The organism is Streptomyces sp. NRRL F-4489 (genome assembly GCF_001509485.1).
Taxonomy (GTDB): Bacteria; Actinomycetota; Actinomycetes; order Streptomycetales; family Streptomycetaceae; genus Streptomyces.
The window spans coordinates 1-25363 of record NZ_LLZI01000275.1 but is presented as its reverse complement, the minus strand read 5'-3'; the positions used below and the strand labels follow the sequence as shown (position 1 = coordinate 25363).

Here is a 25363-nt window from a genome sequence, read left to right as displayed (position 1 = left end):
CCGGTCCCGCAGCGCGCGGGGCCGGCCGTCCGGCTTTCCGGGAGCACACCGGTGCCCGGGAGAAAACCGGTTGCCCGGCCCGCGTACGGCGCCCACGCTGGCCCGATGGCAGACCGCGCCCCGTCCCCCTCGAGCGGCGTCCGGATACGGGCCGCGGTGCCCGCCGACGCCGACGCCATCGCCGCCGTCCACCGCGAGTCCCGGCGGGTGGCGATGCCGTACCTCCCGCCGCCGCGGCGCAGCCACGAGGAGGTCACCCGGTGGGTCCGGGACGTGGTCCTGCCCGCCTGCCGCACCGTCGTCGCGGTCCGCGGCACCGAGGTCCTCGGCTACGCCGCCGTCGAGGGCGACCTCCTCGACCAGCTCTACCTCCGCCCGGACGTCCGCCGGGCCGGCCTCGGCACCCGGCTGCTGGCCGAGGCCCGCCGGCTCTCCCCCGGCGGCCTGACCCTGCACGTCTTCCGGCGCAACACCGCCGCCCGGGCGTTCTACGCCCGCCACGGCTTCCGGGTCGTGGCCACCGGGGACGGCAGCGGCAACATGGAGGGCCTGCCGGAGCTGACCCTGCGCTGGACGCCGGGGCCGGAGCCGGAGCCCGGGCCGGGGACCCTTCCGGGTACCCCCTAGGGGATGTCACAGCTCGGCACCGAACCCCGTCCGCCCGTCCACTCCGGTCCCCGGGTCCGCCCGGACCAGGTACTTTCGAAAGCGTGGCTGGATTCAGGATGGGGCGCGGACAGGATCCGCGCGCCGCGCAGGACGCGCAGCAGACCGTGCAGCAGGGACCGCCCGGGTACGGCCCGCCGGCGGCGCCGTACGGGCAGCAGCCCCCGGCTCCGTACGGGCAGCAGCCCCCGGCACCGCACGGGCAGTGGCCGGCGCCGCAGCCGTACGCCGCCCCAGGGAGCGGTCCGGTCGCCCACGGGGGCGGTCCGGTCGCGCACGGGCAGCCGGAGTACTTCGGCGACGGCGGCTACGGGCCCCAGGGCCCCGGGTACGCCCCGTACGACACCCGGGACAACGACCCGGGCCACACCCAGCAGTTCAGCGTCGGCGACGTGCCGGACGGCTACGGCCCGGACGGCGGCCGGTACGCCGAGGGCGGCACGTACCGCGCCGGCGAGCCCAGCGCGCCGCCGGCCGGCCCCCGGCTGCCGTGGAAGCAGCTGCTCTCCGGCATCGTGCTGCGCCCCACGCCCACGTTCTGGCAGATGCGGGACCACCCGGTGTGGGCCCCGGCGCTGATCGTCGCGTTCTGCTACGGCCTGCTGGCGGTCTTCGGCTTCGACAAGGCCCGCGCGGACGTGCTCAACGCCACCCTCGGCAACAGCATCCCGTGGGTGCTGATCACCGCGGTGATGTTCATCGTCGGCAGCCTGATCCTGGGCGCGGTCACCCACACCATGGCCCGCCAGCTGGGCGGCGACGGGGCCTGGCAGCCGACCGTCGGCCTGTCCATGCTGATCATGGCGATCCCGGACGTGCCGCGGCTGCTGTTCGCGATGTTCCTGGGCGGCGACAGCACGCTGGTCCAGATCCTCGGCTGGGCCACCTGGCTCGCCACCGGCTACCTGCTCACCTCGATGGTCAGCAAATCGCACGACCTGCCGTGGCCCAAGGCCCTGGGCGCCGCCGCGATCCAACTGGTCGCGCTGCTGGCCCTGGTGAAGCTCGGCACGCTGTAACGGGCGCGCGGGGCCGCCGAGGTCGCTGCGGAACGTACGGACGAGGGGCCCGCCCCGGGAGCACACTCCCCGGGACGGGCCCCTCGGCCGTCGTCAGCCCTGGCCGGACCGCCGCCGCCCGCCCGTCAGGCGAACCGCTGCCCCGCCGACCCGTCGCACTTCTGCAGCCGCAGCGGCTCCTTCGCCCCGGCCAGCGCCAGGCACAGCGACGGCGCCGCCGACGGCCGCAGCGTGCCGCCGTCCCGGACGAACCGCTGGTTGGCCGCGCCCGAGCAGTTCCACAGCACCAGCGCGGCGCCGGCCTCGTACCGCGCGCCGGGCACGTCCAGGCACCGCGCCTGGGTCAGCTCCACGTGCAGCGACCCGTTGTCCTGGTCGTACCACCAGCCCTGGTTGCGCTGCCCGTGGCAGTCCCAGCCGCCGACCGCCGTCCCGTTGCGGGACAGCCCGCCGGTGGCGTCCACGCAGGTGCCGGTCGCGGCGTTCCGCAGCGGCCGGTACGCGTCGTCCCAGGCGCCCGGGTACAGCTTCGGCTGCCCGGTGCCCGCCGGATCGGCGCAGGATGCCTCGCGCAGCCGCGGGTCCGCGTACAGCTGGGTCAGGCAGGACGCGAACGCGCCGTGCCCGCGGGCGTTGGGGTGGAAGGACTGGCGGACCGAATTGGCGTCCGGCGGGAAGGGGTTGGAGAGATTCACGTACAGCCCGCGGGCCCAGGTGTCCGCCGTGCAGACCTCGTGCCCGTGGAAGAGCCGGGAGGCGTCGAGGTAGGTGGCGCCGGTGTCCTGCGCCGCCTTGCGCATGCCCCGCTCGAAGGCCGGCACCGCGGCGTTCCGCCCCCAGCCGGCGTCCGAGGTGTAGCCCGTGCACCCGCCCGGCAGCTTGCCCGGATAGTTCGGGTTGTCCTCCATGTCCGGCCCGATCGGGCTCGGGTACGCCATCACCACGAGCCGGTAGTCGCCGTCGGCGTACCCGGCGTCGCGCATCACCGTCCGCAGGTCCCGCACGGTCGCCTCGACCTTCGGCACCAGCCCGTCCACCCGGGCCTGCCAGCCCGGCTGGTACTTCGGCTCGCACGTCCCCTGGAGCAGGAACCACCGCTCGACGCAGTCGGTCATCACCGGCCCGAACTGGAGGTCGTCGTTGGCCCCGGCCACCAGAAGGACCATTTTCAGCCGGGTGTTGCGGGCCGCCACCGCCAGGCTGTCGCTCTGCACCAGCTCGTCCGCGTACTGCTTGCTGCCGCCGATCCGGATGTTGCCGGTGTACGCGCCCGAGCACGCCGCGTTGTACGTGACGTCCGCCGCGATCCCGGTCCGGTGGATGGCCGCGTCGGGCGACCGGTGGCACCAGTTGTCCGGCCCGTCCGTCCCCGGCTCGTACGTGCCCACGCCCTCGCCGGAGATCTCGCTGTCGCCCAGCGAGATCAGGGACGTCTTCCGTTCGTCGAGCGGCCGGACGGCCGAGTCCCCGCCGTACAGCTTCGCCGCCTCCCGGGCCCGGACCCGCTCCAGGTCCGGCGCCAGCGGCTTGGCGGCCGGACGGGCGGCCCGCGCACCGGGCCCGGACGGTCCGGCGGGCACCCCGGCGGCGCTCGCCCCGCCCGCCGTCACCGTGAACGCCGCGGTCAGCACCGCCGCCGATAACGCGACGGCGGCCCGCAGCCGCCGCCCTCGCCCGCGTCTCGCCCGCACCATGGGGCCTCCCTCCGGTCTGCTGTTACCGCCGGTTTCTACTCGGAGGTAGGGACCGGCGGAACACCCGCGACCGAACTGGCCGGAACGCGCGCCACACAAACCGCCCCAGAACGCAGCGAGCCCGCCGAAAAGGCGGGCTCGGGAAGCGGCTGACCGGCCGCCTCACGCGTCGAGAATCTGCCCCTCGCGCCGCACCACCGGCGGCTCCACGCTCCACGGGAAGTTGATCCAGTCGTCCGTGCGCTTCCACACGTACTCGCACTTCACCAGCGACTGCGACTTCTCGTAGATCACCGCGCTGCGCACCTCGGCGACCGTGCCCTGGCAGAAGTCGTGCACCAGCTTCAGCGTCTTGCCGGTGTCGGCGACGTCGTCGGCGATCAGCACCTTCTTGTCGGAGAAGTCGATCGCGTTGGGCACCGGCGCCAGCATCACCGGCATCTCCAGGGTGGTGCCCACCCCGGTGTAGAACTCCACGTTCACCAGGTGGATGTTCTTGCAGTCCAGCGCGTACGCCAGCCCGCCGGCCACGAACACCCCGCCGCGGGCGATCGACAGCACGATGTCGGGCTCGTACCCGTCATCCGCGATCGTCTGCGCCAGTTCCCGGATCGCTCCGCCGAACCGCTCGTACGTCAGGTTCTCCCGCTCGCCCACGACTCTCCCAGACCTTCTCTTCGTCTCCGGGGCCCGCGCCGGCCCCGCCCCGCAGCGCGAGGCACCTCACACCCGCGTACCGCGGCTCACATCCGCGTACGGTGGAAATTCTTGAACGACCGGGACGGGGTCGGACCCCGCTGCCCCTGATACCGCGAGCCGTAGTGCTCGCTGCCGTACGGGTGCTCCGCCGGCGAGGTCAGCCGGAACATGCACAGCTGCCCGATCTTCATGCCCGGCCACAGCTTGATCGGCAGCGTGGCGACATTGCTCAGCTCCAGCGTCACGTGCCCGCTGAACCCCGGGTCGATGAACCCGGCGGTCGAGTGCGTCAGCAGCCCCAGCCGCCCCAGGCTGGACTTGCCCTCCAGCCGCGAGGCGAGGTCGTCCGGCAGGCTGATGACCTCGTACGTCGAGGCCAGCACGAACTCGCCGGGGTGCAGGATGAACGCCTCGTCGCCCTCCGGCACGACCTCACGGGTCAGGTCGGGCTGCTCGACGGCGGGGTCGATGTGCGGGTAGCGGTGATTCTCGAACACCCGGAAATAGCGGTCGAGCCGCACATCGATGCTGGACGGCTGCACCATCGACTCGTCGTAGGGATCGATGCGCACCCGGCCTGCGTCGATCTCGGCCCGGATGTCCTTGTCTGAGAGAAGCACGCAGACGAGGATACGCGCCCGCGCACCACCCTCCGCACGACGAGGGCCCGGCCCCCACCAGGGACCGGGCCCACCGCGCCGCACTCCGCGGCACCGCGACGGCGCCGCGCACGACCGGCACTGCCGCTCGGCGCGCTGCTACCGCTTGGCGTGCTCGACCGGTACCGCGTGCCGCAGCCGGGCACAGCGCGGGCAGCGCAGCAGCCGCCCGGGGCCGAGCCGGTCGGTGGTCTGCATGGGGAACGAAGCGGTGCTGAACACGTGCCCCTCGGCACAACGTACGACGGTGCGCTCCATCAAGTCCCTCTCCCAACTGCGTGGACAACAAAAGCCACATTAGGGGATGAACTGGGCGGCCTCGCAGGCGGCACTCCGACGCCCCACCGTACGCCCCAACTCCCGTCCCGCGCACCCGCGTACCGCCCCCGGGCACCCCGGGCAAAACCCCGCCATCCCCACCCCCACCCATGCCGAATGCACCGCGACGCGGTGATGGGGTAGAGTGTGCGACGACGCTCCGCCTCCAGGCTGATTGCCGCAGGCCAGGCGGTGTTACGCGGGTGTAGTTTAATGGTAGAACATGAGCTTCCCAAGCTCAGAGCGCGGGTTCGATTCCCGTCACCCGCTCCATAGTTGAGGCCCAGGTCGGGAGACCTGGGCCTTTGTCGTGTCCGGACTCCGGGGGGGGGAGTCGGCGCTCCGGGCCTCGTTGCGCGAGGGCCACGTGGACATGGAATTCATTTTCATCTAGCGTGCGGGGGAACCGCTGCCGGGCCGTGGGCGTACGAGGGACCACCACGATCGGCGGGAACGCGCCAACTCGCCGTGAGACAGGCCGCGTTCCGCCGCGTACGCGGCTCGGTGCTTCGGACGTCCGTGGAGGAGATCCCGTGCCGTTGCCCGGCCGGCTGTCCGCGCGGCCGCCGCAGTTCCCCGAGCTGAAGGAGGCCGTGCGCCGTCTGCTCGGCCTCGACGAGGAGAGCACCGTGGTGATCCGCCAAACCTGCGCCGCCTGCTCGCCACCGCATCCGAAGGAGCCTGACCCGTTATGACCGACATCACCGATCGGACGCCGGAGGCCGCGGACGCCGTCGCCGAGTACGACGATCGCGTCCCCGTGACCGTGCTGACCGGCTTCCTCGGCTCGGGCAAGACCACCCTGCTCAACCGCATCCTCACCGAGCGGCACGGGCTGCGGATCGCCGTGATCGAGAACGAGTTCGGCGAGGTCGGTATCGACGACGCGCTGGTCCTGGACGCCGAAGAAGAGATCTTCGAGATGAACAACGGCTGCATCTGCTGCACCGTCCGCGGTGATCTCATCCGCATCCTGGGCGCGTTGATGCGGCGCCGGGAGAAGTTCGACCAGATCCTGATCGAGACCACCGGTCTCGCCGACCCGGCGCCGGTCGCCCAGACCTTCTTCATGGACGACGAGATCGCCGCCCAGCTGCGGCTGGACGCCATCGTCACCCTCGTCGACGCCGCCCACGTCCTGCGGCACCTGGACGAGAAGAAGCCCGAGGGCGTGGAGAACGAGGCCGTCGAGCAGATCGCCTTCGCCGACCGGATCGTGCTCAACAAGACCGACTTGGCGGACGAGGCGACCGTCGCGGAGGTCGTGTCGCGGATCCGCGCGATCAACTCGGGCGTGCAGATCATCCCCGCCCGGCACGCCGCGGTCGACCTGCAACAGGTGCTGGACGTGGGCGCGTTCGACCTCGACCGGGTGCTCGCCGACGACCCGTCCTTCCTCACCGAGACCGAGCACCAGCACGACACCACCGTCACCTCGGTCGGCATCGAGCTGACCGGCGAGCTCGACGAGGACCGGCTCAATCGGTGGCTGGGCACCCTGCTGCGTACCAAGGGGGTCGACATCTTCCGCTCGAAGGGCATCCTGGCCCTCGCGGGCGCGCCCCGGCAGTACGTGTTCCAGGGGGTGCACATGCTGCTGGTCGGCGAGTTCGGCCGGGACTGGAAGGACGGGGAACTCCGGGGCAACCGGCTGGTGTTCATCGGCCGCAACCTGGACCGGGCCGAGCTGGAACGCGGCTTCGCCGGCTGCCTGGCCACCGCCGGAGCCGCCGTATGAGCATCGCCGCACCCGGCACCGGCCTCGGCACCGTCTGGGACCTCACCCTCGACGACGCCCCGGTGGCACTCAGCACCGCACGCGATCTGGTCGCGGTCGCCGGGGCCGAGGGCACCACCGGCATCCTGGACACCGCCACCGGCGCCGCCCTCGGCACCGTAGAACTCCCCGGCGGCGCCCTGCACGCGGCCCTGTCCCCCGACGCCCGGCATCTGGTGGCCACCGGCCCGACCGGATACGCGCTGTGGCGGCGGGAGGACGGCAGCAGCACCCTCTGGGAAAGCGGCGGGTGGTCCTCGGCCGCCCGGTGGGCGGATGCCGATCGGTTCGCCGTCGCGTCCGGCCGCCGTGCCCTCGTACGGGACACCGGCGGCCAGGAGTTGTGGGCCACCGAGCCGGCCGCCAGTACGGTGACGGACCTGGCCTGGACGCGGGGCGGGCGGCGGCTGGCGGTCGCCGCCTACGGTGCGGTGCGCTGCCACGAGCGCCACCAGGCCGCCCCCGTGCGGACCTACCCCTACGTCGGATCGCACCTGGCGCTGGCCGTCGCCCCCACCGGCCGGTGGATCTGCAGCGGCAACCAGGACGCCTCCATCCACATCTGGCGCACCCGGGACGCCGGCGAACTGACCATGTCCGGCTACCCGGAGAAGGTCTCCCGGCTGGCCTTCGACGACACCGGCTGCTGGCTCGCCGCCGACGGCGCCCCCGACGTCACGGTGTGGGACTTCCGCGGCAAGGGCCCGGCCGGCACCGCGCCGCGCTCACTGCGCTGCCACGAGACCGTCACGGCCCTGGCCTGGCGCCCCGGTCCCGACGGCCACCTCGCCACCGGGGGCGACGACGGCACGATCGCCCTGTGGCACGCCACCGCGGGGCGGCCGGAGGCCCGGCTCCGCCCCGTACGCACCCTCGACGGCGGCGCCGCGGTGGCGGCCCTCGCCTGGGCGGGGCCGGAGCTGCTCGTCTGCGCGTACCGCGACGGCCGCGTCCGCGCCCACCACCTGCCCTCCAGGACCGCCCTGTGAGCACCGGCACAGCTCGTACGGTCATCGGCGCGGCCCGGGCCCGCCCGGTCACCCTGGTGGTGTGCCGGGGATGCTGCTGCGGCAATCCGCGCAAGCACCCCGGCAGCGACCACGCGTGGCAACTGGACCGGCTGTACGCGGCGGCCGCCGGCTCCGGCGGCCGGTTCGCGGTCCGTACGACGGACTGCCTGGGCCCCTGCGACCAGGCCAACGTCATCGTCGTCCAGCCCTCCGGCGAGGGGCGGCGCCGCGGCGGGCGCGCCACGTGGATCGGCTGGGCCATGGGCGATGCCGCCACCGACGACATCCTGCGCTGGGCCGCTGACGGCGGCCCGGGAATCGCCGAGCCGCCGCCCGCTCTGGCGCTGCAGTTCGTCCGCCCGCCGGGCGAGGTGCGCAAGCGGGCGGGCGGGCGGCGCCGTGCACGGCGGTGAGGCCGCGGCCGGCCGGGCCCGGTGCCCGTGGCCCGAGTGCTCGGCGCACACCGCGCCGGAAGTACGGGAACGGACCTCACCGGGTGCGCGTGCGGCGCCCCTCATGGACGCGGCCACGGTCGCCACCGTCGCCGCCACGCTGCAGGCCCTCGCCGCCCCTTCCCGGCTGCAGATCCTCACGACGCTCCGGCAGGAGCCGCGCTCCGTCACCGCACTCGCCGCCGCCGTCGGCATGGAGCAGTCGGCCGTCTCCCACCAGCTCCGCCTGCTGCGCATCCTCGGCCTGGTGACCGGCGAGCGGGCGGGGCGCCGCATGGTCTACCGCCTCCACGACCACCACGTCGCCCAACTCCTCGACGAGGCCGTCCACCACATCGAGCACCGCGCACTGGGGATACGGGACGGCCGAGGGTAGGGGCCGCCGCGGCACCCCGCGCCCGCGGGCCTATGGGCAGGCGCCGGCGGCCTCGCGGTGGTCCCGGTGGGCCGGCCGGTTCACGCCTGGCCGGTTCACGCCCGGCCGGTTCACGCCTGGCCGGTTCACGCCTGGCCGGTTCACGCCTGGAATTCGGTGAGATCGATGGTGTGCACCCGCAGCGGGTAGCCGTACACCGGGTGTGCCGTCTCGCGTTCCGGCACCATGCCGAGCTTGCGGATGACGTTCTCGGAGGCGTCGTCACCCACCCGGTTGATGCTGATGACGCGGTCGAGGCCGCGGTCCTGGAGCGCGAACTCCAGGGTGGCCTGGGCGGCTTCGGACGCGTAGCCCTGGCCCCAGAACTGCGTGCCGAGCCGCCAGCTGATCGCCACGGCGGGCAGCACCTCCGGCAGGAATCCGGGCACGGACAGGCCCGTGAAACCGGCCAGTTCGCCCGAGGCCAGCATCTCGACGGCGAAGAGGCCGAAGCCCTCCTCGTCCCACTCCTCCTCCCACCTCTCGAGGGACTCCGCCGTGTGGTCCCAGTCCCACACCGAGCCGTCATCGATCCAGCGCATGACCCGAGGGTCCGCGTTGATGTCCGCCATCGGCGCGAGGTCGTCGTCATGCCAGCGGCGGAGGAGGAGGCGGGGGGTGCGGATCTCGGTCATGGCGCCCATCCTGCCGAAGGCAGGGGCCTGATCAGTAATCGGCGCGTGATCGTCTTGCCGCCGCGGCGGGCGCCGCTGCCGTCAACGCGCCCGCGCCCGCTCCGGGTCGCAGTCCGGGCAGCGGCCGGAGAGTTCGGCGGTGTGCCGGACGTGGGCGAAGCCGGAGGTCCGGGCGATCTTCTCGGCCCAGGTCTCGACGGGGTCCGCGTCGACCGGGAGGCTGAGGCCGCACGCGGTGCGGATCAGGTAGTGGCGGTGGTCGGGGCCGGGGCGGTGGCGGAAGAGGCGTTCGCCGGTGCCGTCGCGGACGACATCGGCGCGGCCGGCTTCGGCGAAGGCGGTCAGGGTGCGGTCGGTTGCCTGCCCTCACCGTGCTGTCGTTCAGGGCCCGGCGGGGGCTGGTGCGGGGGTGCGGGGGGTGGGCCGCCGGATCAGGAAGGCGGCGGCGTGGACGGCGGTGGCGGCACCCAGCGCGCTGCGCACGGCACGTCGGACGGAACGCGGGGTGGAGACAGAGAGGGGCGACATTCAGGACTCCTTCGGGCAAAGCCGGACGTGGAGCGGCGCGATCCAGCCACGGGGCGGCACCCCCACGCGCTAGGTGGAATCGATTTTCCTATCGAACAGAGCGGATATCCGTTGTCCTCTTTTGACCCTGCCGTGGTGCGAGCGCGGCCCTCCGCCGCCGCTACCGCTCGTCGGCGGCTGGTTCAGCGACCGCGTGCCCACCACGGGTCTGAACGCCTTGCGGTCAATTTCCGATGGTGCGGACGCCGCGGCGACGTAGCGTCGTCGGCATGAGTCTCCGATGGGGCCGCTTACCGGATCAGGACGCCGTCCGCCTACCGCACCTGCCGGCTCGGGTGCCGAGGGTTGCGGATGCTCAGCGGGGCTGGGCCCTGGCTCTGCTGTGCTTCCTCGTGTGCGGTGGTCTGGGGTTCCAGTCCTGGACCGCGGTGCGGGTGACGGGCTTCGATCTCGGGATCTTCGACCAGGCGATCCGGGCCTACGCCCACTTCGGGCTGCCCGTTTCCCCGATCAAGAACGTGCATCACGAGTTCCCGCCGGGCTTCTCCCTCCTGGGCGACCACTTCTCCCCCGTGCTCGCGCTGCTGGCACCGCTCTACTGGGTGTGGGACGACCCGCGGATGCTGCTCCTCGCCCAGGCCGGGCTGTTCGCCACCGGGGTGCCCGTGGTGCGCGGGATCGCCCGGCACTGCTTCGCCGGCGCCGCCCCGTCCGTCGCGCGGCGCGCGGCCGACGGAGCGGGCCTGGTGTACGCGCTGGGCTGGCCGTTGCTGAACGCCTCGTACGCCGGCTTCCACGAGGTGGCCTTCGCGGTACCGATCACGCTCCTGATGCTCGAACGCGGCCTGGCCCGCCGCTACGGCTCGGCGGCGCTGTGGGCCGTCCTGCTGTGCACGGTCAAGGAGGACATGGGGCTGGTCGCCGGGCTGTTCGGGCTCCTGCTGGCGGTCCGCGCCCACCGCTCGGGACACCGGGCCGGCCGGGCCGCGGGCGCCGCCGTGCTACTGGCCGGACCACTGGTCTCCGCGGTGGTGATCATGTGGTTCCTGCCGGCGATGGGCAGCCCGCCCGGCTACTACTGGTCGTACGACCGTCTCGGGGCGAATCCGGGCGACGCACTGGTCCACGTGCTCACCGAGCCGTGGCTGGTGCCCCAGGTCGCCTTCAGTCCGGGCATCAAGGCGGCCATGCTGGCGTGGGTGCTGGGGGCTCTGGCGCTGCTGCCGCTCGGCTCGCCGACTCTGCTCCTCGCGGTGCCGCTGCTGGCGGAACGCATGCTGTCCGACAACCCCAACCACTGGCCGGTGATCAACCACTACGACGCCTTCCTGTGGCCGATCCTGCTCACCGCCGCCCTGGAAACCCTGGCTCGGCTCCATCGCCGCCGGCTGCCGCGGCCCGCTGCGGAGAGCCGCCGGCTCCCGGGCCGATGGGCGTGCGCGGCCGTCGCGTTGAGCTCGGCGGCGGCGGTCTTCCTCGGCCTGGGACTGCTGGTCACTCCGGATTCATGGCGGCCCTCGGCCGACAAGCGCGCGCTGGCCCTGGCGGCGGAACGCATTCCCGCCGGCGCGACGGTCGAGGCGGACAACAGCATCGCCCCGCGCCTCACGGCACGTACCGATGTGGTCATCGCCGATGCGACCCCGCGGGGAGCCGACTGGGTGCTGCTCCGCGAGGACAAGCGCGCCTTCCCCTTCGCCACGGTGGCCGAACAGCGGCAGCGGATCAGCCTCCTGGTGGCTCACGGGTACGAGGAGGTGTGGCGGCGCGACGGCGTGGTGCTGCTGCACCGCGTCCGCCCCGTCCCCCTCCCCGGCGCCGCCCGCCCCGGGCCGGGCAGCACCCCGGTCCGCGAACGGGTGCCCTCAGACGTGGGGCGGGACCTGTTCCAGCGGTGATCGGCCGTCCGGCAGCGACAACCCGGACGGGGCCGGAGAGGGGTTCACCCCTTCTCCGGCCCCGCTTGGGTGCTGAGCGCTCATGCGCCTGGATGCCGCCCTTGGTTACCGGCTGACCTTGCCGGTCAACCAGGTGCTCCCGGTGGTCTTGTCGATCAGCTTCCCACGGCAGGCACCCTGGCTTCCGACGGAGAAGACGTAGGTCCTGACCTGCCCCGCGGAGATGGAGAACGACCCCTCGTCACCGAACCAACGGCCGTTGTCGCACACGAGGTTGAAGTCCACGTGCGCCTTGCCACCGGAGAGCTTGTGATAGCTGATGTCATAGCCCTTCGGGTCGACGGCCAGACACAGGCTGCCACTACCGGTGTTGGTGCAGGAGGTGCCGGCAGCGGTGGCGGCTTGTGCCGACGGTCCGAAGGCCGCCATGGCACTCACCATGGCGACGGTGGAAAGCCCCACACCAACCATGCGGCGAACAATGGTCATTTGTTCCCCCTTTTCGTCATGTCGCCCCCCGTGGGCCGACGATGAGGAAGGTATCAGCGCAAAGTCGATCATCAGGGCGGTTATTGGTGCCGCGTTCGATTCTCGGGCATCCCGAAATAACCGGTTTACGCTCGGTCTTCTCGGGGAAATCGCACTGCCCGAAAGCCGCAGAAACCCCTTGGTTCACTCAGAAGACACCCTCATCGGGGGCTTCAGATGCCTCTTGCGCCGCCCGTTCCGCTATGGGCTCATCGCGGATCGGACGCCGAAGTTTCGCCGGTGGTCATGATGGAGTCTGGATCTCACCCGTGGAGCAGCCGCAGGCACACGGTGCCGAGGCCGCGCACAGCCCAGGTGCCCTCGACCTCGCATCGTTCCTTGCGCACCCGGCGTCGGCCGGCGGACCGCCGAAGGACCGCGGTCGAGGGGAAGGGCCGCCCCAGGACCGGAACGGCTTACAGGGTGATGACGTCTCCGCGGGTCTCGGGTGGGTGGGGGCGGGGCGGGCCTAGCCTGGGCGGATGCGCGTACTGGTTACCGGCGGTGCCGGGTTCGTCGGGTCCCATGTCGTCGATGCGCTGCGGGGGTGCGGGCACGAGGCGCTGGTGTTCGACGTGCGGGAGGATTCCGGCGCCGATGTGCGCGATCGGGCGGCCGTGGGCCGGGCACTGGTGGGGGTGGACGCGGTCTGCCATCAGGCGGCGATGGTCGGGCTCGGCGACGGGGTCGCCGACGCGGCGGAGTACGTCTCACGCAATGACCTCGGGACCGCCGTGCTGCTCGCGGCCATGGCGGAGGCGGGGGTCGGGCGCCTGGTGCTGGCCGGGTCGATGGTGGTCTACGGGGAGGGGCGGTACGCCTGTGCGCGGCACGGGGTCGTACGGCCCGGGCCGCGGGTGGTCGCCGACCTGGAGGCGGGGCGGTTCGAGCCGGGCTGCCCGGTGTGCGGGGAGGCGCTGGCCCCCGGGCTGGTCGGCGAGGACGCCCCGGTCGATCCGCGCAATGTGTACGCCACGACCAAGCTCGCGCAGGAGCATCTGGCCGCCGCCTGGGCCCGGGCGACGGGCGGGTCGGCGGTGTCGCTGCGCTACCACAACGTGTACGGGCCGCGGATGCCCCGCGACACCCCGTACGCGGGCGTGGCCTCCTTCTTCCGCTCGGCGCTGGCCCGGGGCGAGGCGCCGCGCGTCTTCGAGGACGGGCGGCAGCGGCGGGACTTCGTCCATGTGCGGGACGTGGCCGCCGCCAACGTGGCCGCGCTGGAGGCCGGGACGGAGTCCGGGGCGCTGGCGGTCTACAACGCCGGCAGCGGGGAGCCGCGGACGGTCGGCGAGATGGCGTGGGCGCTGGCCGCCGCCTGCGGCGGGCCCGAGCCCGTCGTCACCGGCGAGTACCGGCTCGGCGACGTCCGGCACATCACCGCGGACTCCGCGCGGCTGCGGGCCGAACTGGGGTGGAAGCCGCGGGTCGGGTTCGAGGAGGGGATGGCGGAGTTCGCGGCGGAGTGAGCTGAGCGCGGAGTGAGTCCCACCGGAGCGGCGGAGTGAGCCTCACCGGAGCGGCGGAGTGAGCCGCACCGGGGCGGCGCGGGCGTCATCCGGCGGCGGCCGGCAGCAGCACCTCGAAGCGGCAGCCGCCGGGGATGTTGCGTACGGTGGCCCGTCCCCGGTGCGCCTCCACGATGCCCCGGACGATGGCGAGGCCCAGGCCGGCGCCCGCCGGGGGCGTCCGGGCGTGGGTACCGCGCCAGCCGGTGTCGAAGACGCGCGGCAGGTCCTCCTCCGGGATGCCGCCGCAGCCGTCCGTCACCGACACCACCACGCCCTCCGGTGAGCGCTGGGCGGCGATGGCCACCGTACCGTCGGCGGGGGTCCGGCGGATCGCGTTGACCAGGAGGTTTCCCAGGACCCGGCTCATCTCCTTGCTGTCGACCTCCACCGGGACCGGCTCGACGCGGTCGCCGACCAGCCGCACGCCGTGCTCGCGGGCCAGCGGGTCCGCCCCGGCCAGGGCGTCGCCGATGAGGTCGTGGAGGGAGATCCGGGAGTACGCCAGCGGCAGCGTGCCGGCGTGGATGCGGGAGAGTGCGAAGAGGTCGCCGACCATGCCGTCGAGGCGCTCGACCTCGGTGCGGATCCGCGCGAGGTAGCGGGCGGGGTCGGCGGCCAGCCCGTCCTCCAGCGCCTCGGACATCGCGCGCAGGCCGGCCAGCGGCGTGCGCAGATCGTGCGAGATCCAGGCGACCAGTTCGCGCCGTGAGTTCTCCAGTGCCCGTTCCCGGTCCCGTGAGGCGGCGAGTCTGGCGCTGGTCGCCGCCAGTTCGCGGCTGAGCGCGTCGAGTTCGGCCGTCGCGGGGCCGGCGGGGGCGGCGAAGGCGCCGCTGTCGCCGAACGAGCGGGCCGCCGCGGCCAGTGCGCGGCTGCGGGCGACGACCCGGTGGCCCAGCAGCAGCGCGGTGGCCAGCGAGACGGCGGCCGCCATCGCCACGACCGTGGTCACCACGGTCAGATCGTGCGGCGAGAGGAACATCGCCCGGGCCACCGCCAGTGTGCCGGCGAGCATCGCCACCACACCGACCGCCGCCACCACGGCGAGGGAGGCGGTGAGCGGGCGCCGCCGCAGCAGGCGCAGCGCGACCGCCCCGGCCAGGCCGGCGGCGGCGGCCCCGGCGAAGGCGTAGAGCGCGATGAGGAGGGTGTCCCGCACGGTCACTCGCCCCCTGGTTCGAAGCGGTAGCCCACGCCCCAGACCGTCCGGATCAGCCGGGGCCGGGCCGGGTCGTCCTCGACCTTGCCGCGCAGCCGGCGGACGTGGACGGTGACGGTGGACAGGTCGCCGAAGTCCCAGCCCCACACCTCGCGCATCAGGTCGTCGCGGCGGAAGGCCCGTCCCGGGTGGCGCAGGAAGAAGGCCAGGAGGTCGAACTCCCGCAGGGTGAGGGCGAGTTCGGCGCCGTTCCGGGTGGCGCGGCGGGCGGCGGGGTCGACGGTGAGGCCGGCGGCGGCGAGGGGGGCGCCCCCGCCGGGGCCGGGCCCGGGGAGGGGCAGCGCGCGGCGCAGCACCGACGCGACCCGCAGGACGAGCTCGCGCGGGCTGAACGGCTTGGTGACGTAGTCGTCGGCGCCGACCTCCAGGCCGAGCACGCGGTCGTCCTCGTCGCCGCGCGCGGTCAGCATGATGACCGGCACCGGCGCCCGCTCCCGCAGCCGGCGGCACACCTCCAGACCGTCCATGCCGGGCAGCATGAGGTCCAGCACCACCAGGTCGGGCCGGTGCGCGGCGGCCCGGTCCAGGGCCGCCGGACCGTCGCCGGCCCGCTCGACGGTGTAGCCGGCCCGGTCCAGGTACGCGGCGACGACCTCCGCGACCACGGGGTCGTCGTCGACGACCAGGACGCGGGCGGGCCCTCCCGCGGTGCTGTGCTGCTGCATGCCGCCAGCCTCGCACCCCGCCCGCGTACCGCGCGGCCCGCGGGGGTCCCGGCCCCGCGACGTCCGCGTTTCGTAAGGAACCGAAGCCCGATATGCCCGATTCGCGCTCATAGAGTGAGGGCCGTGACTACCGACGCGGACGTGGATGTCGTCCTTCCCTGTTTGAACGAGGCCGAGGCCCTCCCCTGGGTCCTGGCCCGTATCCCGGCCGGCTGGCGGCCGCTCGTCGTCGACAACGGCTCCACCGACGGCTCGGCCCGGATCGCCGGCGCGCTCGGCGCGACCGTGGTGCACGAGCCCCGCCGCGGCTTCGGCGCCGCCTGCCACGCCGGGCTGACCGCCGCCACCGCCGGCATCGTCTGCTTCTGCGACTGCGACGCCTCCCTGGACCCGGCGCTGCTGGTGCCGTTCGTCCGCGAAGTCCGCGACGGGCGGGCCGACTTGGTGCTGGGGCGCCGGCGCCCGCAGGGCCGGCGCGCCTGGCCCGCGCACGCCCGGGCCGGCAACCTCGCCCTGGCCCGGATGCTGCGCCGCCGCACCGGGCTGCGGCTGCACGACCTCGGGCCGCTGCGCGCCGCCCGCCGCGAACCGCTGCTCGCCCTCGGCCTCACCGACCGGCGCAGCGGCTACCCGCTGCAGATGGTGGTGCGCGCCGCCGACGCCGGCTGGCGGATCGCCGAGCACGATGTGCCGTACCTGCCGCGGACCGGCGCGTCGAAGGTGACCGGGACCTGGCGCGGCACCTGGCAGGCCGTACGGGACATGAGCCGCGTCCTCGCCGACGGGAGGGCCGTACGGTGACCACGCTCCTCGTCATCGCCAAGGAACCGCTGCCCGGGCGGGTGAAGACCCGGCTGACCCCGCCGTTCACCCCGCGGGAGGCGGCCGCGCTGGCCGAGGCCGCGCTGGCGGACACCCTGCGGGCGGTGGCGGCCGCGCCGGCCCGCCGGCGGGTGCTGGTGCTCGACGGGGAGCCCGGCCCCTGGCTGCCGCCCGGCTTCGACGTCGTACCGCAGTGCCCGGGCGGTCTCGACGCCCGGCTCGCGGACGCCTTCGGCCGGTGCTCCGGGCCCGCCCTGCTGATCGGCATGGACACCCCGCAGGTGACGCCGGAACTGCTCGGCGCCGACTTCGCCGGCTGCGACGCGTACTTCGGGCCGGCGGAGGACGGCGGCTTCTGGGCGCTGGGACTGGCCGAGCCCGATCCCGGGCTGCTGCGCGGCGTGCCCATGTCGACGCCGGCGACCGGGGCCGTCCAGCGGGCGCGGCTGGTGGCCGCCGGGCTGCGGGTGCGCGAGCTGCCCCGGCTGCGGGACGTGGACACCGTCGCCGACGCGGAGGCCGTCGCCGCGCTGGCCCCGGACGGCCGTTTCGCGCGGCGGCTGGCCCGGTGCGCCGCGGCGACCCGCCGATGACCGCCCCGCCCGCCGCCGGACCGCCCACCGCCTGGGCCACCGCCGACCCGTACGCCGCCGCGCTGCGCGCCGGACGCGGCCCGCTCTTCCTGCGCCGCGCGGACGGCTGGCTGCTGCCCCTGGACGTCGAACGCTGGTGCGCGCGGGCCGATCCGGTCGACCGGGAGGTCCTGGACCGGTGCGAGGGCGCCGTGCTGGACGTCGGCTGCGGACCGGGGCGGCTGGTCGCGGAGCTGGCCGCCCGGGGGCGGACCGTCCTCGGCATCGACGTCTGCCGGGCCGCGGTCGACCGCACCGTCCGCCTGGGGGGCGCGGCGCTGCGGCGCTCGGTCTTCGAGCCGCTGCCGGGCGAGGGCCGCTGGGACTCCGTGCTGCTGATGGACGGCAACGTCGGCATCGGCGGCGATCCGCGCGCCCTCCTGGAGCGGGTCGCCGCCCTGCTCAGGCCCGGCGGCCTGCTGCTGGCCGAGACCGCGCCGGAGGACGTCGACGAGCGCGTGCGGGTCCGCCTCACCGACGCCCGCGCCACCGCCGGCGCCCCCTTCGCCTGGGCCCGGCTCGGCACCCCGGCGCTGCTGCGGTACGCGCGGGGCTGGCAGCCGGAAGGTCAGTGGACGGCCGGCGGCCGCCGCTTCCTGGCCCTGCGCAGCCGCAGCGCCAGCAGCAGCGCGGAGCCGCCGAACAGGACGGCGGTGGTCAGCAGCCAGCGGGTCAGGAAGCCGTCCGGCGAGAGTCCGGTGGCCAAGCGGTAGTCCTGGTCCACCATGCCGCCGATCAGCGGCGCCCAGACGAGCAGCAGCAGGGCGGAGAGCGCGGCCGGTACCCGCACCCAGCCCGTCCGGGCCCGGTGCCCGGCGGCGCCGAGCACCCCGGCGACCGCCCGGTCCGCCGCCGTGTACAGGGGCAGCAGGACGAGGTCGTGCACCAGCGCGGCGCCCACGATCCACAGCACGACGCCGAACCAGTCGCCGGCCAGCAGCCGGACGCCCGCGTACCCGGCGAGCGCGAACGAGCAGCCCAGCAGCAGCAGTTGGAAGGGGCTTCCCAGCGCGATCCGCGGCCGGCGCATCACAGGTCTCCGAAGGTCATCCGGGCCACCCACTTGGTGTTCAGCACACCGGGCGCGGCCGGCACGATGATCCGGGCCGGGTGGCCGTGGTCGGGGGAGAGGTCCTCGCCGTTGACGTACAGGGCGAGCAGGGAGCGCGGGTCGGCGACCTGGTTGGCGCGCAGGGCCGCGCTGCGGAAGGCGCCCTGCCGCTGGAGGGACTCGACGAACACATCGGGCGGGTCCCCGTCGTGGCCGACGAGCGCCGCCAGGTCGCGCAGCCGCACTCCGCGCCACCACTGGTCGGACGTCGACCAGCCCTCGACGCAGGCGATGGGCAGCGCCGAACTGTGCAGGGGGAGTCCGGCCAGTTGGGCGCGGCTGAGGCGGACCGTCCCGGTGCGTCCGGTGACCACCAGCCGCCAGGCGTCCGCGCCCGTCTCGGCCGGGTCGATACGGGCGTACGCGGCGGTCTTGTTGATCTGGAAGCCGTTCGGGCCGCTGCCGGGGTCGGCTCCGCCGTGCGGGGCGAGGAGGGCGGTGCGGCGCAGCGCGTCGGAGGTCTGCCCCACCGTGGTGGCGAACAGCAGCGCGGAGCCGCCCCCGACGAACCACAGGGCGCCGCGCCGGGAGACGGTCGGCTCGGCGGGGCGCGGGGCCACCAGGTCGTCCTTCTCCTCCCGGCGGTGGCGCAGATTGCGGAACGCCATGGGGGCCTTCAGCACGGCGTGGGCGGCGAACGCGGCGAAGAACACCCACGCGCCGTAGAAGTGGAGGGGGTAGAAGGAGCCCGGGAAGACGTAGTCGAGCTGCACGTTGAGCACGCCGGTCACGAACTCGAACAGTCCGCCCCCGACCAGCAGCAGCAGGGAGATCCGCTCCAGGCCGTGGGCGAGCGAGCGGGCCGGCGGCAGTGCGAACAGCCGGGGCACCACCGACCACAGCTTGGCCAGCAGCACCGGGATCAGGGTGATGCCGAGCGTGACGTGGACGCCCTGGGTGAGCCGGTACAGCCAGTGCGGGCCGGTCGGCCAGGCGAAGAGGTAGAAGCCGAGGAGCCCCTTGTCCGGCGTCTTGTCGTTCACCGGCGACAGGTCCGGGTTGTAGGCGGCGTACGAGACCAGGCCGGTCACGAACAGCACCGTGACGCCGGCGAGCAGGACGGTGCCCAGCACGGACGTGAACCAGGGACCGCGCAGCGGGCTGCGCCAGAAACCGGGGGAGGTGGGAAGCCGTGGAGCGCGCGGATCGTCTCGCATGAGCCGACCGTAGGCCCGGAGCCCGCCCGGAGGGGCGGTGCGACCCATGACGAAACGCTGACGTCCGGCCCGGACGGCGGCCTGCGTCCCACCGGTCGGCCTAACGTGCCGGTGTGACCCGCCGCACCCGCCCCCGCCCCGGCGATCTGTACGCCGCCCTGACCGCCGCCGCCCTGGTCGGCGCGGCCGTCCTGGTCGGCCGCCGGCTCCAGGACACCCGGCACACCCTGTTCGTGAACTGGCCCCCGGTGCTGGCCACCTGGGACCCGCACCTCGGACCCGGCACCCCGGCCGCCCTGCTGCTGGCCGCGGCCGTGGCGGCGTACGGCCCGGCCCTGGCCGGACGCCTGCCCTGGCGCGCGCTGCTCGCGGCGGCCTGGGGCGCGGCCACGGCCTGGATCTTCTCGCTCGCCCTGATCGACGGCTGGCAGCGGGGGATCGCCGGCCGGCTCACCACCACCGGCGAGTACCTCCAGGAGACCGACCGCTTCCGCGACATCCCCGGCACCCTGCGGGACTTCACCCACCACATCCTGCTGCACTCCCCCGACAACTGGACCGCCCATGTCGCCGGCCATCCCCCGGGAGCCACGCTGACCTTCGTCCTCCTCGACCGGATCGGGCTGCGGGGCGGCGGCTGGGCCGGGGTCTGGTGCGTCCTGACCGGCGCCACGGCGTGCCTGGCCGTGCTCGTCGCGGTGCGGGCGCTGGCCGGGGAGCACCTCGCGCGCCGGGCGGCGCCCTTCCTGGTCCTGGCCCCGGCGGCGGTGTGGCTGGGCACCTCGGCCGACGGGTACTTCGCGGCGGTCGCCGGCTGGGCCGTGGCGCTGCTGGCCCTCGCGGTCACGGCGCGGACCGCGGGGCGGTCGGCGGGCTGCGCCGCGGCGTCGGGCCTGCTGTTCGGGCTCACCTGCTATCTCTCCTACGGGCTCACCCTCATGGCGGTCCTCGGCGCGGCGGTGCTGGTGCTCGGGCGCCACCGGGTCCGGGAGCGGCCGGTGCTGGCCGCGGCCCTGCTCGCCGGGCTGGCCGTGGTGCCGGCGGCGTTCGCCCTGGCCGGGTTCGACTGGTGGGAGGCGTACCGGCTGCTGGCCGTCCGCTACCGCCAGGGCGTGGGCGGCGTACGGCCGTACGGCTACTGGGTGTGGGCCAACCTCGCCTGCGCGGTGCTCCTCACCGGCCTGGCCACCGCCGCCGGGCTGCGGCGGACCGCCGCCGTGCTGCTCCGCCGGCGCGACGGCGTCCGGCTCGCCCTCCTGGTGGCGGCGGCCCTCACCGCGCTGCTGGCCGCCGACCTCTCCGGTATGAGCAAGGCGGAGACGGAACGCATCTGGCTCCCGTTCGCGCTGTGGCTGCTCCCGGCCTGCGCGTTCCTCGGCCTCCCCCGGGACGCCGCCTCGGCAGGGACCGCGGAAACCCCCGTCCGTGCCTGGCTGGCCGCCCAGGCGGTCCTCGCCCTGCTCGTCAACCACCTGCTGCTCACCGGGTGGTGACGCGGACGGCGGGCGCGCCGCTGTGCGCTCACCGGGTCACGGGGGCCCGCCGGATCCGCGCTCCGGCCGCTTTTCCGGAGGGATGGGGAGGGCGCGGCCGGTGGCGGTGTCGATGAGGATCTGCTGGGCCCGGGTGACGTTGCCGGCCTGGATGGCCTGGGCCATCGCGGCGCGGGCGGCTTCGGGCGTCGTGTCCGGCGGGACCACCAGGAGGGAGAAGTGGTCCTGGTCGCCGCGGGTGAGGAGGACGGTGCCGTCGCCGACCGGGAAGGAGTCGATGTGGACGACGCGGTCGTCGATGACCAGGCGGGTCGGGAGGGCCTCCCAGGCACCGGCGTCCAGGCCGACGCGCAGGATGGGGCCCAGGTGCTCGGTCAGGGCGGCGAGCAGACCGGGCAGCTCGGCGCCGATATCGCGGGAGCGGGGCCACCAGGCGCCGTCGAGGACCTGTTCGCGGCTCTCGGTGGTCACGAGCCTCACCAGGGCCGCGCCGGGCCGGACGGCATGGTGGATCTCGTCCGGCAGAAGCCGCGGGGCGTGGGGGGTGTCGGAGTCGGCCATATGCGTTCGCCCGCCTTTCGGGGCGGTGCGCCGCCGGACGGTGACCGCCTGGCTTCACCGTACTCCGCGTGCCGGGCGCGGGGGCGGCGTGCGGCGGGGGCGCCGGGTCCGGGCGCGCCGGCCGCGTACACCGGCCGCGCGCGCCGGGAAAGTCGCTGGTCATCGGCGCCTTCACGGGGCCCTGGACGGAGTAGGGTGAAGGGACCGGGAGCATTCCGCGCACCGGCCCCGGCGCCGGTGCCGTTTCCGGCGAGTGACGACACCGGGACGTCGGCGACGAGCCCCGGGGACGGGTCCGCGCCATGACCGGGACCATCGACCGCACGATCATCGTCGAGCGCACGACTGCCGCCGAGCGCATGACCACCGGTGAGCGGGCACCGGCGCCACCGGCCCGGCTCTCCTTCACTCCGGCGGGATCGCCGCCGGGTCTGCTGGACGGCGCCTGGTGGCCCCGCTCCCGCGATCTTTCCCGTGAACTTCCCGCGCTGGTGGCGGCGCTGGACGCGCGCTGGGCGCGGATCACCCGCGTCACGGTGAATCCGGCGCACTGGCCCGTGGTGCCGCGCAAGGTGCCGGTGGCCGGGCACACGGTGCATGTGGGGTGGTTCGCCGCCGAGCAGGATCCGCACAAGATGATCCTCCTTTCCTCCGCCGGCGGCCGCTGGGACCTGCTGGTGGTTCCGCCGGAGACCGGTCCGGCCGCCGCCGCCCGGCTGATGGCCGCCGCGGCCGCCCCGGGCGGCCTGCTGACCGCCAGCGCCCTCATGGCGGATGAGGACACCACCCGCGGCGTACGGGAGTCGCTGAGGCGGGAGGACGACTGGGAGAACGACGGCGGGGCCGTCCCGGCGGCCGGGGGCCGCGCCTGACACCGACCGTTCCGGACGGGGGCGGTGGGTGCGGCGCCACGGCATCGCACCCACCGATACGTACGACCGCCGTACCGCCGTCCGACCCCTGTGAGAGAGGCCGCGCCATGACATCACCAGAACTCCCCTCGGCGGGGCGCGCCGACGTACGCGTCATCGCCGCGTCCCCCGAAACCGCCCGTCAGGTCGCGGACGTCCTCCGCCGCCACTTCGCCGCCACCGAGCAGCGCAGCTATCCGGTCGGCGGCGACGGCGGGACCCGCCTCCACCTCACCATCGACACCACCCACCAGCCGGAGCCGGAGCGGCCCTGGCTGGTGTCCAGCCGGTCCTCCGGGGACGCCCGCCCGCAGACCGACGAGGTGTGAAGCGGGCGTGGCGGGCTGCCGCCGGGCCGTCCGGCGTCACACCGGCAGGGCCAGGGCGGCCAGGCGAGTGGGGTCGGTGAGGATGTCGAGGGCGGTGACGCGGCCGTTGCGGATGGTGAACGACATGACGGACAGGGGGCGGCCCCCGGCGTAGGAGACGACGCCGGGGGTGCCGTTGACCAGGACGGGGCGGGCGTCCGCGGCGAAGCGGGCGAACGCGATGGCCTGGGACGCGACGTCGGAGGCGCCGCGGCGCAGGACGCCGGGTACGCGCGTGCCGCCGTCGGAGCGCGCGACCACGTCCGGGTCGAGGACGGCCAGCAGCGCGTCGAAGTCGCCGCCGCGGGAGGCGGTCAGGAAGGCGTTGACGACGTCGCGTTTGCGGGCGAGGTCGGTGTCGGCGGCCGGGGCGGCGCCCTGGACCCGGCGGCGGGTGCGGCTGGCGAGCTGCCGGGTGGAGACCGCGGTGCGGCCGAGGATCGGCGCGATGTCGTCGAAGGGCACGTCGAACATGTCGTGCAGGACGAACGCCAGCCGCTCGGCCGGGGAGAGGGTCTCCAGCACGATCATGAGGGCGATGCCGACCGAGTCCGCGATCAGGATCTCGCGCTCGGGGTCGGCGCGGGTCATCGCGGTGACCACGGGGTCCGGCAGCCGGATCGCGCCGCCGACGGGGTCCTGCTCGGGCAGCGGGTCCTCGCGCCGCGCGGTGCGCGAGCGGAGCATGTCCAGGCAGATCCGGCCGACGACGGTGGTGAGCCAGGCGCCGAGGTTCCGCACCTCGGCGATATCGGTGCGGCTCAGTTTGAGCCATGCCTCCTGGACGGCGTCCTCGGCCTCGGCGAGCGACCCGAGCATGCGGTAGGCGACGGCGCGGAGTGCGGGGCGTTCCGCCTCGAAGCGGTCGGCCGGGAGGTCGGGAGGGCCATCGGCCGGAGCCTCGTCCGGAAGGAAGTCGGCGCTCACCTGTCACATCCCCGCGTTCGCATCCATCGGTCCAGTGGCAGACGTTAAACGGATCACCGGGAGAGTGTGAGGTGAACGCCGGAATTGCCGGGATCGGTGCCGCTGTCGCCGCTGGCGCCACTGCTGCCACGAGCGGCGATGTTTCACGTGAAACGCCGCTGCCACCGCGGCCACTGCCGCGACTGCCTCAGCAACGTCTTCCACTGCCGCTGCACCGCATCGAGGAGCCGGCCGGCGCCACGTGGTGCGGGTGATCGGGAGGGCGGGCGACCGGCCGGAGGCGCGGGCGCGTTCCGGCCGGTCTTCGCGGAGTTCAGAGCCTGTCGCAGCCCACGCCGAAGACTTCCGTCGCGTCCTCGGGGAGGGGGTGGGCGGTCAGGCACTCGAAGGAGTAGTGCCGGTCGCCGCGGTACCTGAACAGGACGCCGGACGGCTCGTGATTGACGGGGTACGCCTGGCAGCCGTGGCCGTGCAGGAAGGCTTCGCCGCCCAAGAAGTCGAAATCGTCGCAGACGTAGTCGTAGCCGGCGGCGTGGGCCGGCGGGGCGCCGGTCACGACGGAGGCCGCGCCGGCGAGGACCACCGCGGCGGCGGCGAGGACCGGACGGCGGATCAACGACCGTACAAGCATGGCTTTTTCCCCTCTGTCCTGTTTCGCTTCTGTTTCGCTCGCCCGGGCGACGCGGCGCCGTTCCTCCGCTGACTGCCTGGGCGGCCCGGGACTGCCGCGAGCCGGGACGAGCCCTGTGTCGGCATGAGCATGCTCGGCATGCCTGCGACAAACCGACATGACGCCGATATTCACTCAAATTGGTTTGCTCGCGCGGGAGTTCCGGCGCCGGGCCCCCTTCCGCTTCGCGGTCGTCGGCCGGCGGCCGCGCCGTCAGACCGCTATCGACGATCGGGGGTACGGCACATTCAAGCCAATTACCGGGCTACAGGCGAGATGTCGGCATAAGGTCTGCGCACCGTGCCGAGAGCACGGAATCCCGTGATCTCTCCTTTTGTTGGGATGTGAGCCCTGTGATACGTGTCCGAGACCGTCGCCGTATGTCCCTGTCGGCCGCGGGCGTGGTGGCCTCGGCGCTGCTCGTCCTCACCGGGTGCCAGCCCGAGGCCGGAGCCGGGGACAAGGGGAGTCCGTTGCCCTCGGCCTCGGCCCCGGCGTCGGTCTCGGCGTCCCCGTCCCCCTCCCTCTCCCCGTCTCCCGACCCGTCGAGCGCGTCGCCCTCGCCGTCCGGCACAGCCGCTTCCCCGACGCCGGCGGCCGCTGCGACGCGTTCCGGGGCGGGAGCGGGAGCGGGGGCCGTCGGCGGGTCTTCGTCCGGTGGCGGGTCAACGTCCGGTGGAGGGTCTTCGTCCGGTGGCGGCTCCGGTTCCTCCGGGACGTCGGGGTCCTCGGGGTCCTCGGGGTCCTCCGGCGCGTCGGGCTCCTCCGGTGCGTCCGACACCTCGGATGTCATCCTCGCGCCGTCCGGGAACCACTACCGGCGCGGGCAGTTCTGCAAGACGGCGCACCTCGGGCTGACGACGCGCGACGCGCACGGGAACCAGCTGTACTGCGCCATGCAGAGCGGCCGGCCGCACTGGCAGTGAGGACACCGGCCGACTGCCCGTGGTGAGCCGTGGGGGCAGTGCGGGCGGCGGTGGGGCAGGGGCAAGTGAGGTGGCGGGGAGGGGCAGTTGAGGGG

29 protein-coding genes and 1 tRNA gene are annotated in these 25363 nt (G+C 74.2%); 16 read left to right on the top strand and 14 right to left on the bottom strand.

The features are described from left to right. The first annotated feature begins 105 nt into the window (after positions 1 to 105). Both ADL22_RS30120 and ADL22_RS30115 read left to right on the top strand, forming a co-directional pair. Positions 106 to 627, top strand: a complete 522-nt coding sequence (locus ADL22_RS30120) for a GNAT family N-acetyltransferase (protein WP_066986963.1) — start codon at positions 106 to 108, stop codon at positions 625 to 627. A gap of 98 nt (positions 628 to 725) precedes the next feature. After that, positions 726 to 1685: a Yip1 family protein gene (locus tag ADL22_RS30115; RefSeq protein WP_066986961.1), complete on the top strand. Its 960-nt coding sequence runs from the start codon at positions 726 to 728 to the stop codon at positions 1683 to 1685. 125 nt (positions 1686 to 1810) lie between these two features. On the opposite strand, the gene ADL22_RS30110 is transcribed toward ADL22_RS30115, so the two are convergent. From ADL22_RS30110 to ADL22_RS36760, 4 genes are all read right to left on the bottom strand, one after another. Next, a complete protein-coding gene (locus tag ADL22_RS30110; RefSeq protein WP_066986958.1) occupies positions 1811 to 3379 on the bottom strand; it encodes a ricin-type beta-trefoil lectin domain protein in 1569 nt (522 codons plus the stop codon). A 162-nt stretch (positions 3380 to 3541) separates the two neighbouring features. Beyond that, positions 3542 to 4036 (bottom strand): phosphoribosyltransferase, encoded by a 495-nt coding sequence (locus tag ADL22_RS30105; protein ID WP_066986955.1) that lies wholly within the window; start codon positions 4034 to 4036, stop codon positions 3542 to 3544. An 86-nt stretch (positions 4037 to 4122) separates the two neighbouring features. Continuing rightward, positions 4123 to 4698: a dCTP deaminase gene (dcd, locus tag ADL22_RS30100; protein ID WP_066986952.1), complete on the bottom strand. Its 576-nt coding sequence runs from the start codon at positions 4696 to 4698 to the stop codon at positions 4123 to 4125. Positions 4699 to 4836: 138 nt separating this feature from the next. Next, positions 4837 to 4959: a hypothetical protein gene (locus tag ADL22_RS36760; RefSeq protein ID WP_267890214.1), complete on the bottom strand. Its 123-nt coding sequence runs from the start codon at positions 4957 to 4959 to the stop codon at positions 4837 to 4839. 295 nt (positions 4960 to 5254) lie between these two features. Here ADL22_RS36760 and ADL22_RS30095 point away from each other — a divergent pair. The 6 genes from ADL22_RS30095 (at position 5255) to ADL22_RS30075 (ending at position 8670) form a co-directional block, all read left to right on the top strand. Continuing rightward, positions 5255 to 5328, top strand: a tRNA-Gly gene (locus ADL22_RS30095). Positions 5329 to 5588: 260 nt separating this feature from the next. Next, positions 5589 to 5750, top strand: a complete 162-nt coding sequence (locus ADL22_RS35565) for a hypothetical protein (RefSeq protein WP_159048742.1) — start codon at positions 5589 to 5591, stop codon at positions 5748 to 5750. Beyond that, complete coding sequence (locus tag ADL22_RS30090; protein ID WP_066986949.1) at positions 5747 to 6793, top strand: CobW family GTP-binding protein; 1047 nt, start codon at positions 5747 to 5749, stop codon at positions 6791 to 6793. The genes ADL22_RS35565 and ADL22_RS30090 overlap by 4 nt, the downstream gene beginning before the upstream one ends. Continuing rightward, entirely contained in the window at positions 6790 to 7821 is a 1032-nt protein-coding gene (locus tag ADL22_RS30085) for a WD40 repeat domain-containing protein (protein ID WP_066986946.1), read from the top strand. The genes ADL22_RS30090 and ADL22_RS30085 overlap by 4 nt, the downstream gene beginning before the upstream one ends. Further along, positions 7818 to 8255 (top strand): (2Fe-2S) ferredoxin domain-containing protein, encoded by a 438-nt coding sequence (locus ADL22_RS30080; RefSeq protein ID WP_066986943.1) that lies wholly within the window; start codon positions 7818 to 7820, stop codon positions 8253 to 8255. Before ADL22_RS30085 ends, ADL22_RS30080 begins: the two co-directional genes overlap by 4 nt. A gap of 103 nt (positions 8256 to 8358) precedes the next feature. After that, positions 8359 to 8670: an ArsR/SmtB family transcription factor gene (locus ADL22_RS30075; protein ID WP_066986940.1), complete on the top strand. Its 312-nt coding sequence runs from the start codon at positions 8359 to 8361 to the stop codon at positions 8668 to 8670. 140 nt (positions 8671 to 8810) lie between these two features. Here ADL22_RS30075 and ADL22_RS30070 read toward each other — a convergent pair whose 3' ends face one another. The 3 genes from ADL22_RS30070 to ADL22_RS35560 form a co-directional block, all read right to left on the bottom strand. After that, the gene (locus ADL22_RS30070; RefSeq protein ID WP_066986937.1) at positions 8811 to 9344 is read right to left on the bottom strand and encodes a GNAT family N-acetyltransferase; all 534 of its coding nucleotides are present in this window, start codon (positions 9342 to 9344) and stop codon (positions 8811 to 8813) included. 81 nt (positions 9345 to 9425) lie between these two features. After that, entirely contained in the window at positions 9426 to 9689 is a 264-nt protein-coding gene (locus ADL22_RS34330) for a hypothetical protein (RefSeq protein ID WP_107116443.1), read from the bottom strand. A gap of 36 nt (positions 9690 to 9725) precedes the next feature. Further along, positions 9726 to 9872, bottom strand: coding sequence for a hypothetical protein (locus ADL22_RS35560; protein ID WP_159048741.1), 147 nt, complete (start codon positions 9870 to 9872; stop codon positions 9726 to 9728). Positions 9873 to 10264: 392 nt separating this feature from the next. On the opposite strand from ADL22_RS35560, the gene ADL22_RS30065 reads away from it, so the two are divergent. After that, complete coding sequence (locus ADL22_RS30065) at positions 10265 to 11770, top strand: DUF2079 domain-containing protein (protein WP_234430909.1); 1506 nt, start codon at positions 10265 to 10267, stop codon at positions 11768 to 11770. Positions 11771 to 11875: 105 nt separating this feature from the next. On the opposite strand, the gene ADL22_RS30060 is transcribed toward ADL22_RS30065, so the two are convergent. After that, positions 11876 to 12259, bottom strand: coding sequence for a hypothetical protein (locus tag ADL22_RS30060; RefSeq protein WP_066986934.1), 384 nt, complete (start codon positions 12257 to 12259; stop codon positions 11876 to 11878). Between the two features lie 521 nt (positions 12260 to 12780). On the opposite strand from ADL22_RS30060, the gene ADL22_RS30055 reads away from it, so the two are divergent. Further along, the gene (locus ADL22_RS30055) at positions 12781 to 13767 is read left to right on the top strand and encodes an NAD-dependent epimerase/dehydratase family protein (RefSeq protein WP_066986930.1); all 987 of its coding nucleotides are present in this window, start codon (positions 12781 to 12783) and stop codon (positions 13765 to 13767) included. Between the two features lie 85 nt (positions 13768 to 13852). Here the strand turns inward: ADL22_RS30055 and ADL22_RS30050 are convergent, their stop codons facing one another. Together ADL22_RS30050 and ADL22_RS30045 are read right to left on the bottom strand one after the other, a co-directional pair. Further along, positions 13853 to 14965: a sensor histidine kinase gene (locus tag ADL22_RS30050; protein WP_066986998.1), complete on the bottom strand. Its 1113-nt coding sequence runs from the start codon at positions 14963 to 14965 to the stop codon at positions 13853 to 13855. A 2-nt stretch (positions 14966 to 14967) separates the two neighbouring features. Then, positions 14968 to 15690, bottom strand: coding sequence for a response regulator transcription factor (locus ADL22_RS30045; protein ID WP_066986927.1), 723 nt, complete (start codon positions 15688 to 15690; stop codon positions 14968 to 14970). 114 nt (positions 15691 to 15804) lie between these two features. On the opposite strand from ADL22_RS30045, the gene ADL22_RS30040 reads away from it, so the two are divergent. Genes ADL22_RS30040 through ADL22_RS30030 form a run of 3 tightly spaced genes read left to right on the top strand, consistent with a single transcriptional unit; the run spans position 15805 to position 17857 of the window. Beyond that, a complete protein-coding gene (locus tag ADL22_RS30040; RefSeq protein WP_107116441.1) occupies positions 15805 to 16491 on the top strand; it encodes a glycosyltransferase family 2 protein in 687 nt (228 codons plus the stop codon). Next, positions 16488 to 17105, top strand: coding sequence for a TIGR04282 family arsenosugar biosynthesis glycosyltransferase (locus ADL22_RS30035; protein ID WP_066986924.1), 618 nt, complete (start codon positions 16488 to 16490; stop codon positions 17103 to 17105). Before ADL22_RS30040 ends, ADL22_RS30035 begins: the two co-directional genes overlap by 4 nt. Next, a complete protein-coding gene (locus tag ADL22_RS30030; RefSeq protein ID WP_066986995.1) occupies positions 17102 to 17857 on the top strand; it encodes a class I SAM-dependent methyltransferase in 756 nt (251 codons plus the stop codon). Before ADL22_RS30035 ends, ADL22_RS30030 begins: the two co-directional genes overlap by 4 nt. Before the next feature lie 316 nt (positions 17858 to 18173). Here the strand turns inward: ADL22_RS30030 and ADL22_RS30025 are convergent, their stop codons facing one another. Further along, positions 18174 to 19412 (bottom strand): molybdopterin-dependent oxidoreductase, encoded by a 1239-nt coding sequence (locus tag ADL22_RS30025; protein WP_079064534.1) that lies wholly within the window; start codon positions 19410 to 19412, stop codon positions 18174 to 18176. 113 nt (positions 19413 to 19525) lie between these two features. On the opposite strand from ADL22_RS30025, the gene ADL22_RS30020 reads away from it, so the two are divergent. Further along, positions 19526 to 20905 carry a hypothetical protein gene (locus ADL22_RS30020; RefSeq protein WP_066986918.1) on the top strand — a complete coding sequence of 460 codons (1380 nt, stop codon included), beginning with the start codon at positions 19526 to 19528 and terminating at the stop codon, positions 20903 to 20905. 36 nt (positions 20906 to 20941) lie between these two features. Here the strand turns inward: ADL22_RS30020 and ADL22_RS30015 are convergent, their stop codons facing one another. After that, positions 20942 to 21466 (bottom strand): DUF5994 family protein, encoded by a 525-nt coding sequence (locus ADL22_RS30015; RefSeq protein WP_066986915.1) that lies wholly within the window; start codon positions 21464 to 21466, stop codon positions 20942 to 20944. 302 nt (positions 21467 to 21768) lie between these two features. On the opposite strand from ADL22_RS30015, the gene ADL22_RS30010 reads away from it, so the two are divergent. Beyond that, positions 21769 to 22338: a DUF5994 family protein gene (locus ADL22_RS30010; protein WP_066986911.1), complete on the top strand. Its 570-nt coding sequence runs from the start codon at positions 21769 to 21771 to the stop codon at positions 22336 to 22338. Between the two features lie 107 nt (positions 22339 to 22445). Beyond that, positions 22446 to 22706: a hypothetical protein gene (locus tag ADL22_RS30005; protein ID WP_066986908.1), complete on the top strand. Its 261-nt coding sequence runs from the start codon at positions 22446 to 22448 to the stop codon at positions 22704 to 22706. 36 nt (positions 22707 to 22742) lie between these two features. On the opposite strand, the gene ADL22_RS30000 is transcribed toward ADL22_RS30005, so the two are convergent. Together ADL22_RS30000 and ADL22_RS29995 are read right to left on the bottom strand one after the other, a co-directional pair. After that, complete coding sequence (locus tag ADL22_RS30000) at positions 22743 to 23672, bottom strand: sigma-70 family RNA polymerase sigma factor (protein ID WP_066986906.1); 930 nt, start codon at positions 23670 to 23672, stop codon at positions 22743 to 22745. Between the two features lie 313 nt (positions 23673 to 23985). Then, on the bottom strand, positions 23986 to 24303 hold the full coding sequence (locus ADL22_RS29995; RefSeq protein ID WP_159048740.1) for a hypothetical protein: 318 nt from the start codon (positions 24301 to 24303) through the stop codon (positions 23986 to 23988). Positions 24304 to 25363 lie beyond the last annotated feature (1060 nt).

What these genes read in the sequence shown, in the direction of transcription:
- ADL22_RS30025 (WP_079064534.1), bottom strand. Translation starts at nt 19,412, where the DNA reads ATGCGAGACGATCCGCGCGCTCCACGGCTTCCCACCTCCCCCGGTTTC.
- ADL22_RS30070 (WP_066986937.1), bottom strand. Translation starts at nt 9,344, where the DNA reads ATGACCGAGATCCGCACCCCCCGCCTCCTCCTCCGCCGCTGGCATGAC.
- ADL22_RS35560 (WP_159048741.1), bottom strand. Translation starts at nt 9,872, where the DNA reads ATGTCGCCCCTCTCTGTCTCCACCCCGCGTTCCGTCCGACGTGCCGTG.
- ADL22_RS30015 (WP_066986915.1), bottom strand. Translation starts at nt 21,466, where the DNA reads ATGGCCGACTCCGACACCCCCCACGCCCCGCGGCTTCTGCCGGACGAG.
- ADL22_RS30075 (WP_066986940.1), top strand. Translation starts at nt 8,359, where the DNA reads ATGGACGCGGCCACGGTCGCCACCGTCGCCGCCACGCTGCAGGCCCTC.
- ADL22_RS30045 (WP_066986927.1), bottom strand. Translation starts at nt 15,690, where the DNA reads ATGCAGCAGCACAGCACCGCGGGAGGGCCCGCCCGCGTCCTGGTCGTC.
- ADL22_RS30005 (WP_066986908.1), top strand. Translation starts at nt 22,446, where the DNA reads ATGACATCACCAGAACTCCCCTCGGCGGGGCGCGCCGACGTACGCGTC.
- ADL22_RS30060 (WP_066986934.1), bottom strand. Translation starts at nt 12,259, where the DNA reads ATGACCATTGTTCGCCGCATGGTTGGTGTGGGGCTTTCCACCGTCGCC.
- ADL22_RS30085 (WP_066986946.1), top strand. Translation starts at nt 6,790, where the DNA reads ATGAGCATCGCCGCACCCGGCACCGGCCTCGGCACCGTCTGGGACCTC.
- ADL22_RS30055 (WP_066986930.1), top strand. Translation starts at nt 12,781, where the DNA reads ATGCGCGTACTGGTTACCGGCGGTGCCGGGTTCGTCGGGTCCCATGTC.
- ADL22_RS29995 (WP_159048740.1), bottom strand. Translation starts at nt 24,303, where the DNA reads ATGCTTGTACGGTCGTTGATCCGCCGTCCGGTCCTCGCCGCCGCCGCG.
- ADL22_RS30110 (WP_066986958.1), bottom strand. Translation starts at nt 3,379, where the DNA reads ATGGTGCGGGCGAGACGCGGGCGAGGGCGGCGGCTGCGGGCCGCCGTC.
- ADL22_RS30115 (WP_066986961.1), top strand. Translation starts at nt 726, where the DNA reads ATGGGGCGCGGACAGGATCCGCGCGCCGCGCAGGACGCGCAGCAGACC.
- ADL22_RS30120 (WP_066986963.1), top strand. Translation starts at nt 106, where the DNA reads ATGGCAGACCGCGCCCCGTCCCCCTCGAGCGGCGTCCGGATACGGGCC.
- ADL22_RS30090 (WP_066986949.1), top strand. Translation starts at nt 5,747, where the DNA reads ATGACCGACATCACCGATCGGACGCCGGAGGCCGCGGACGCCGTCGCC.
- ADL22_RS30030 (WP_066986995.1), top strand. Translation starts at nt 17,102, where the DNA reads ATGACCGCCCCGCCCGCCGCCGGACCGCCCACCGCCTGGGCCACCGCC.
- ADL22_RS30010 (WP_066986911.1), top strand. Translation starts at nt 21,769, where the DNA reads ATGACCGGGACCATCGACCGCACGATCATCGTCGAGCGCACGACTGCC.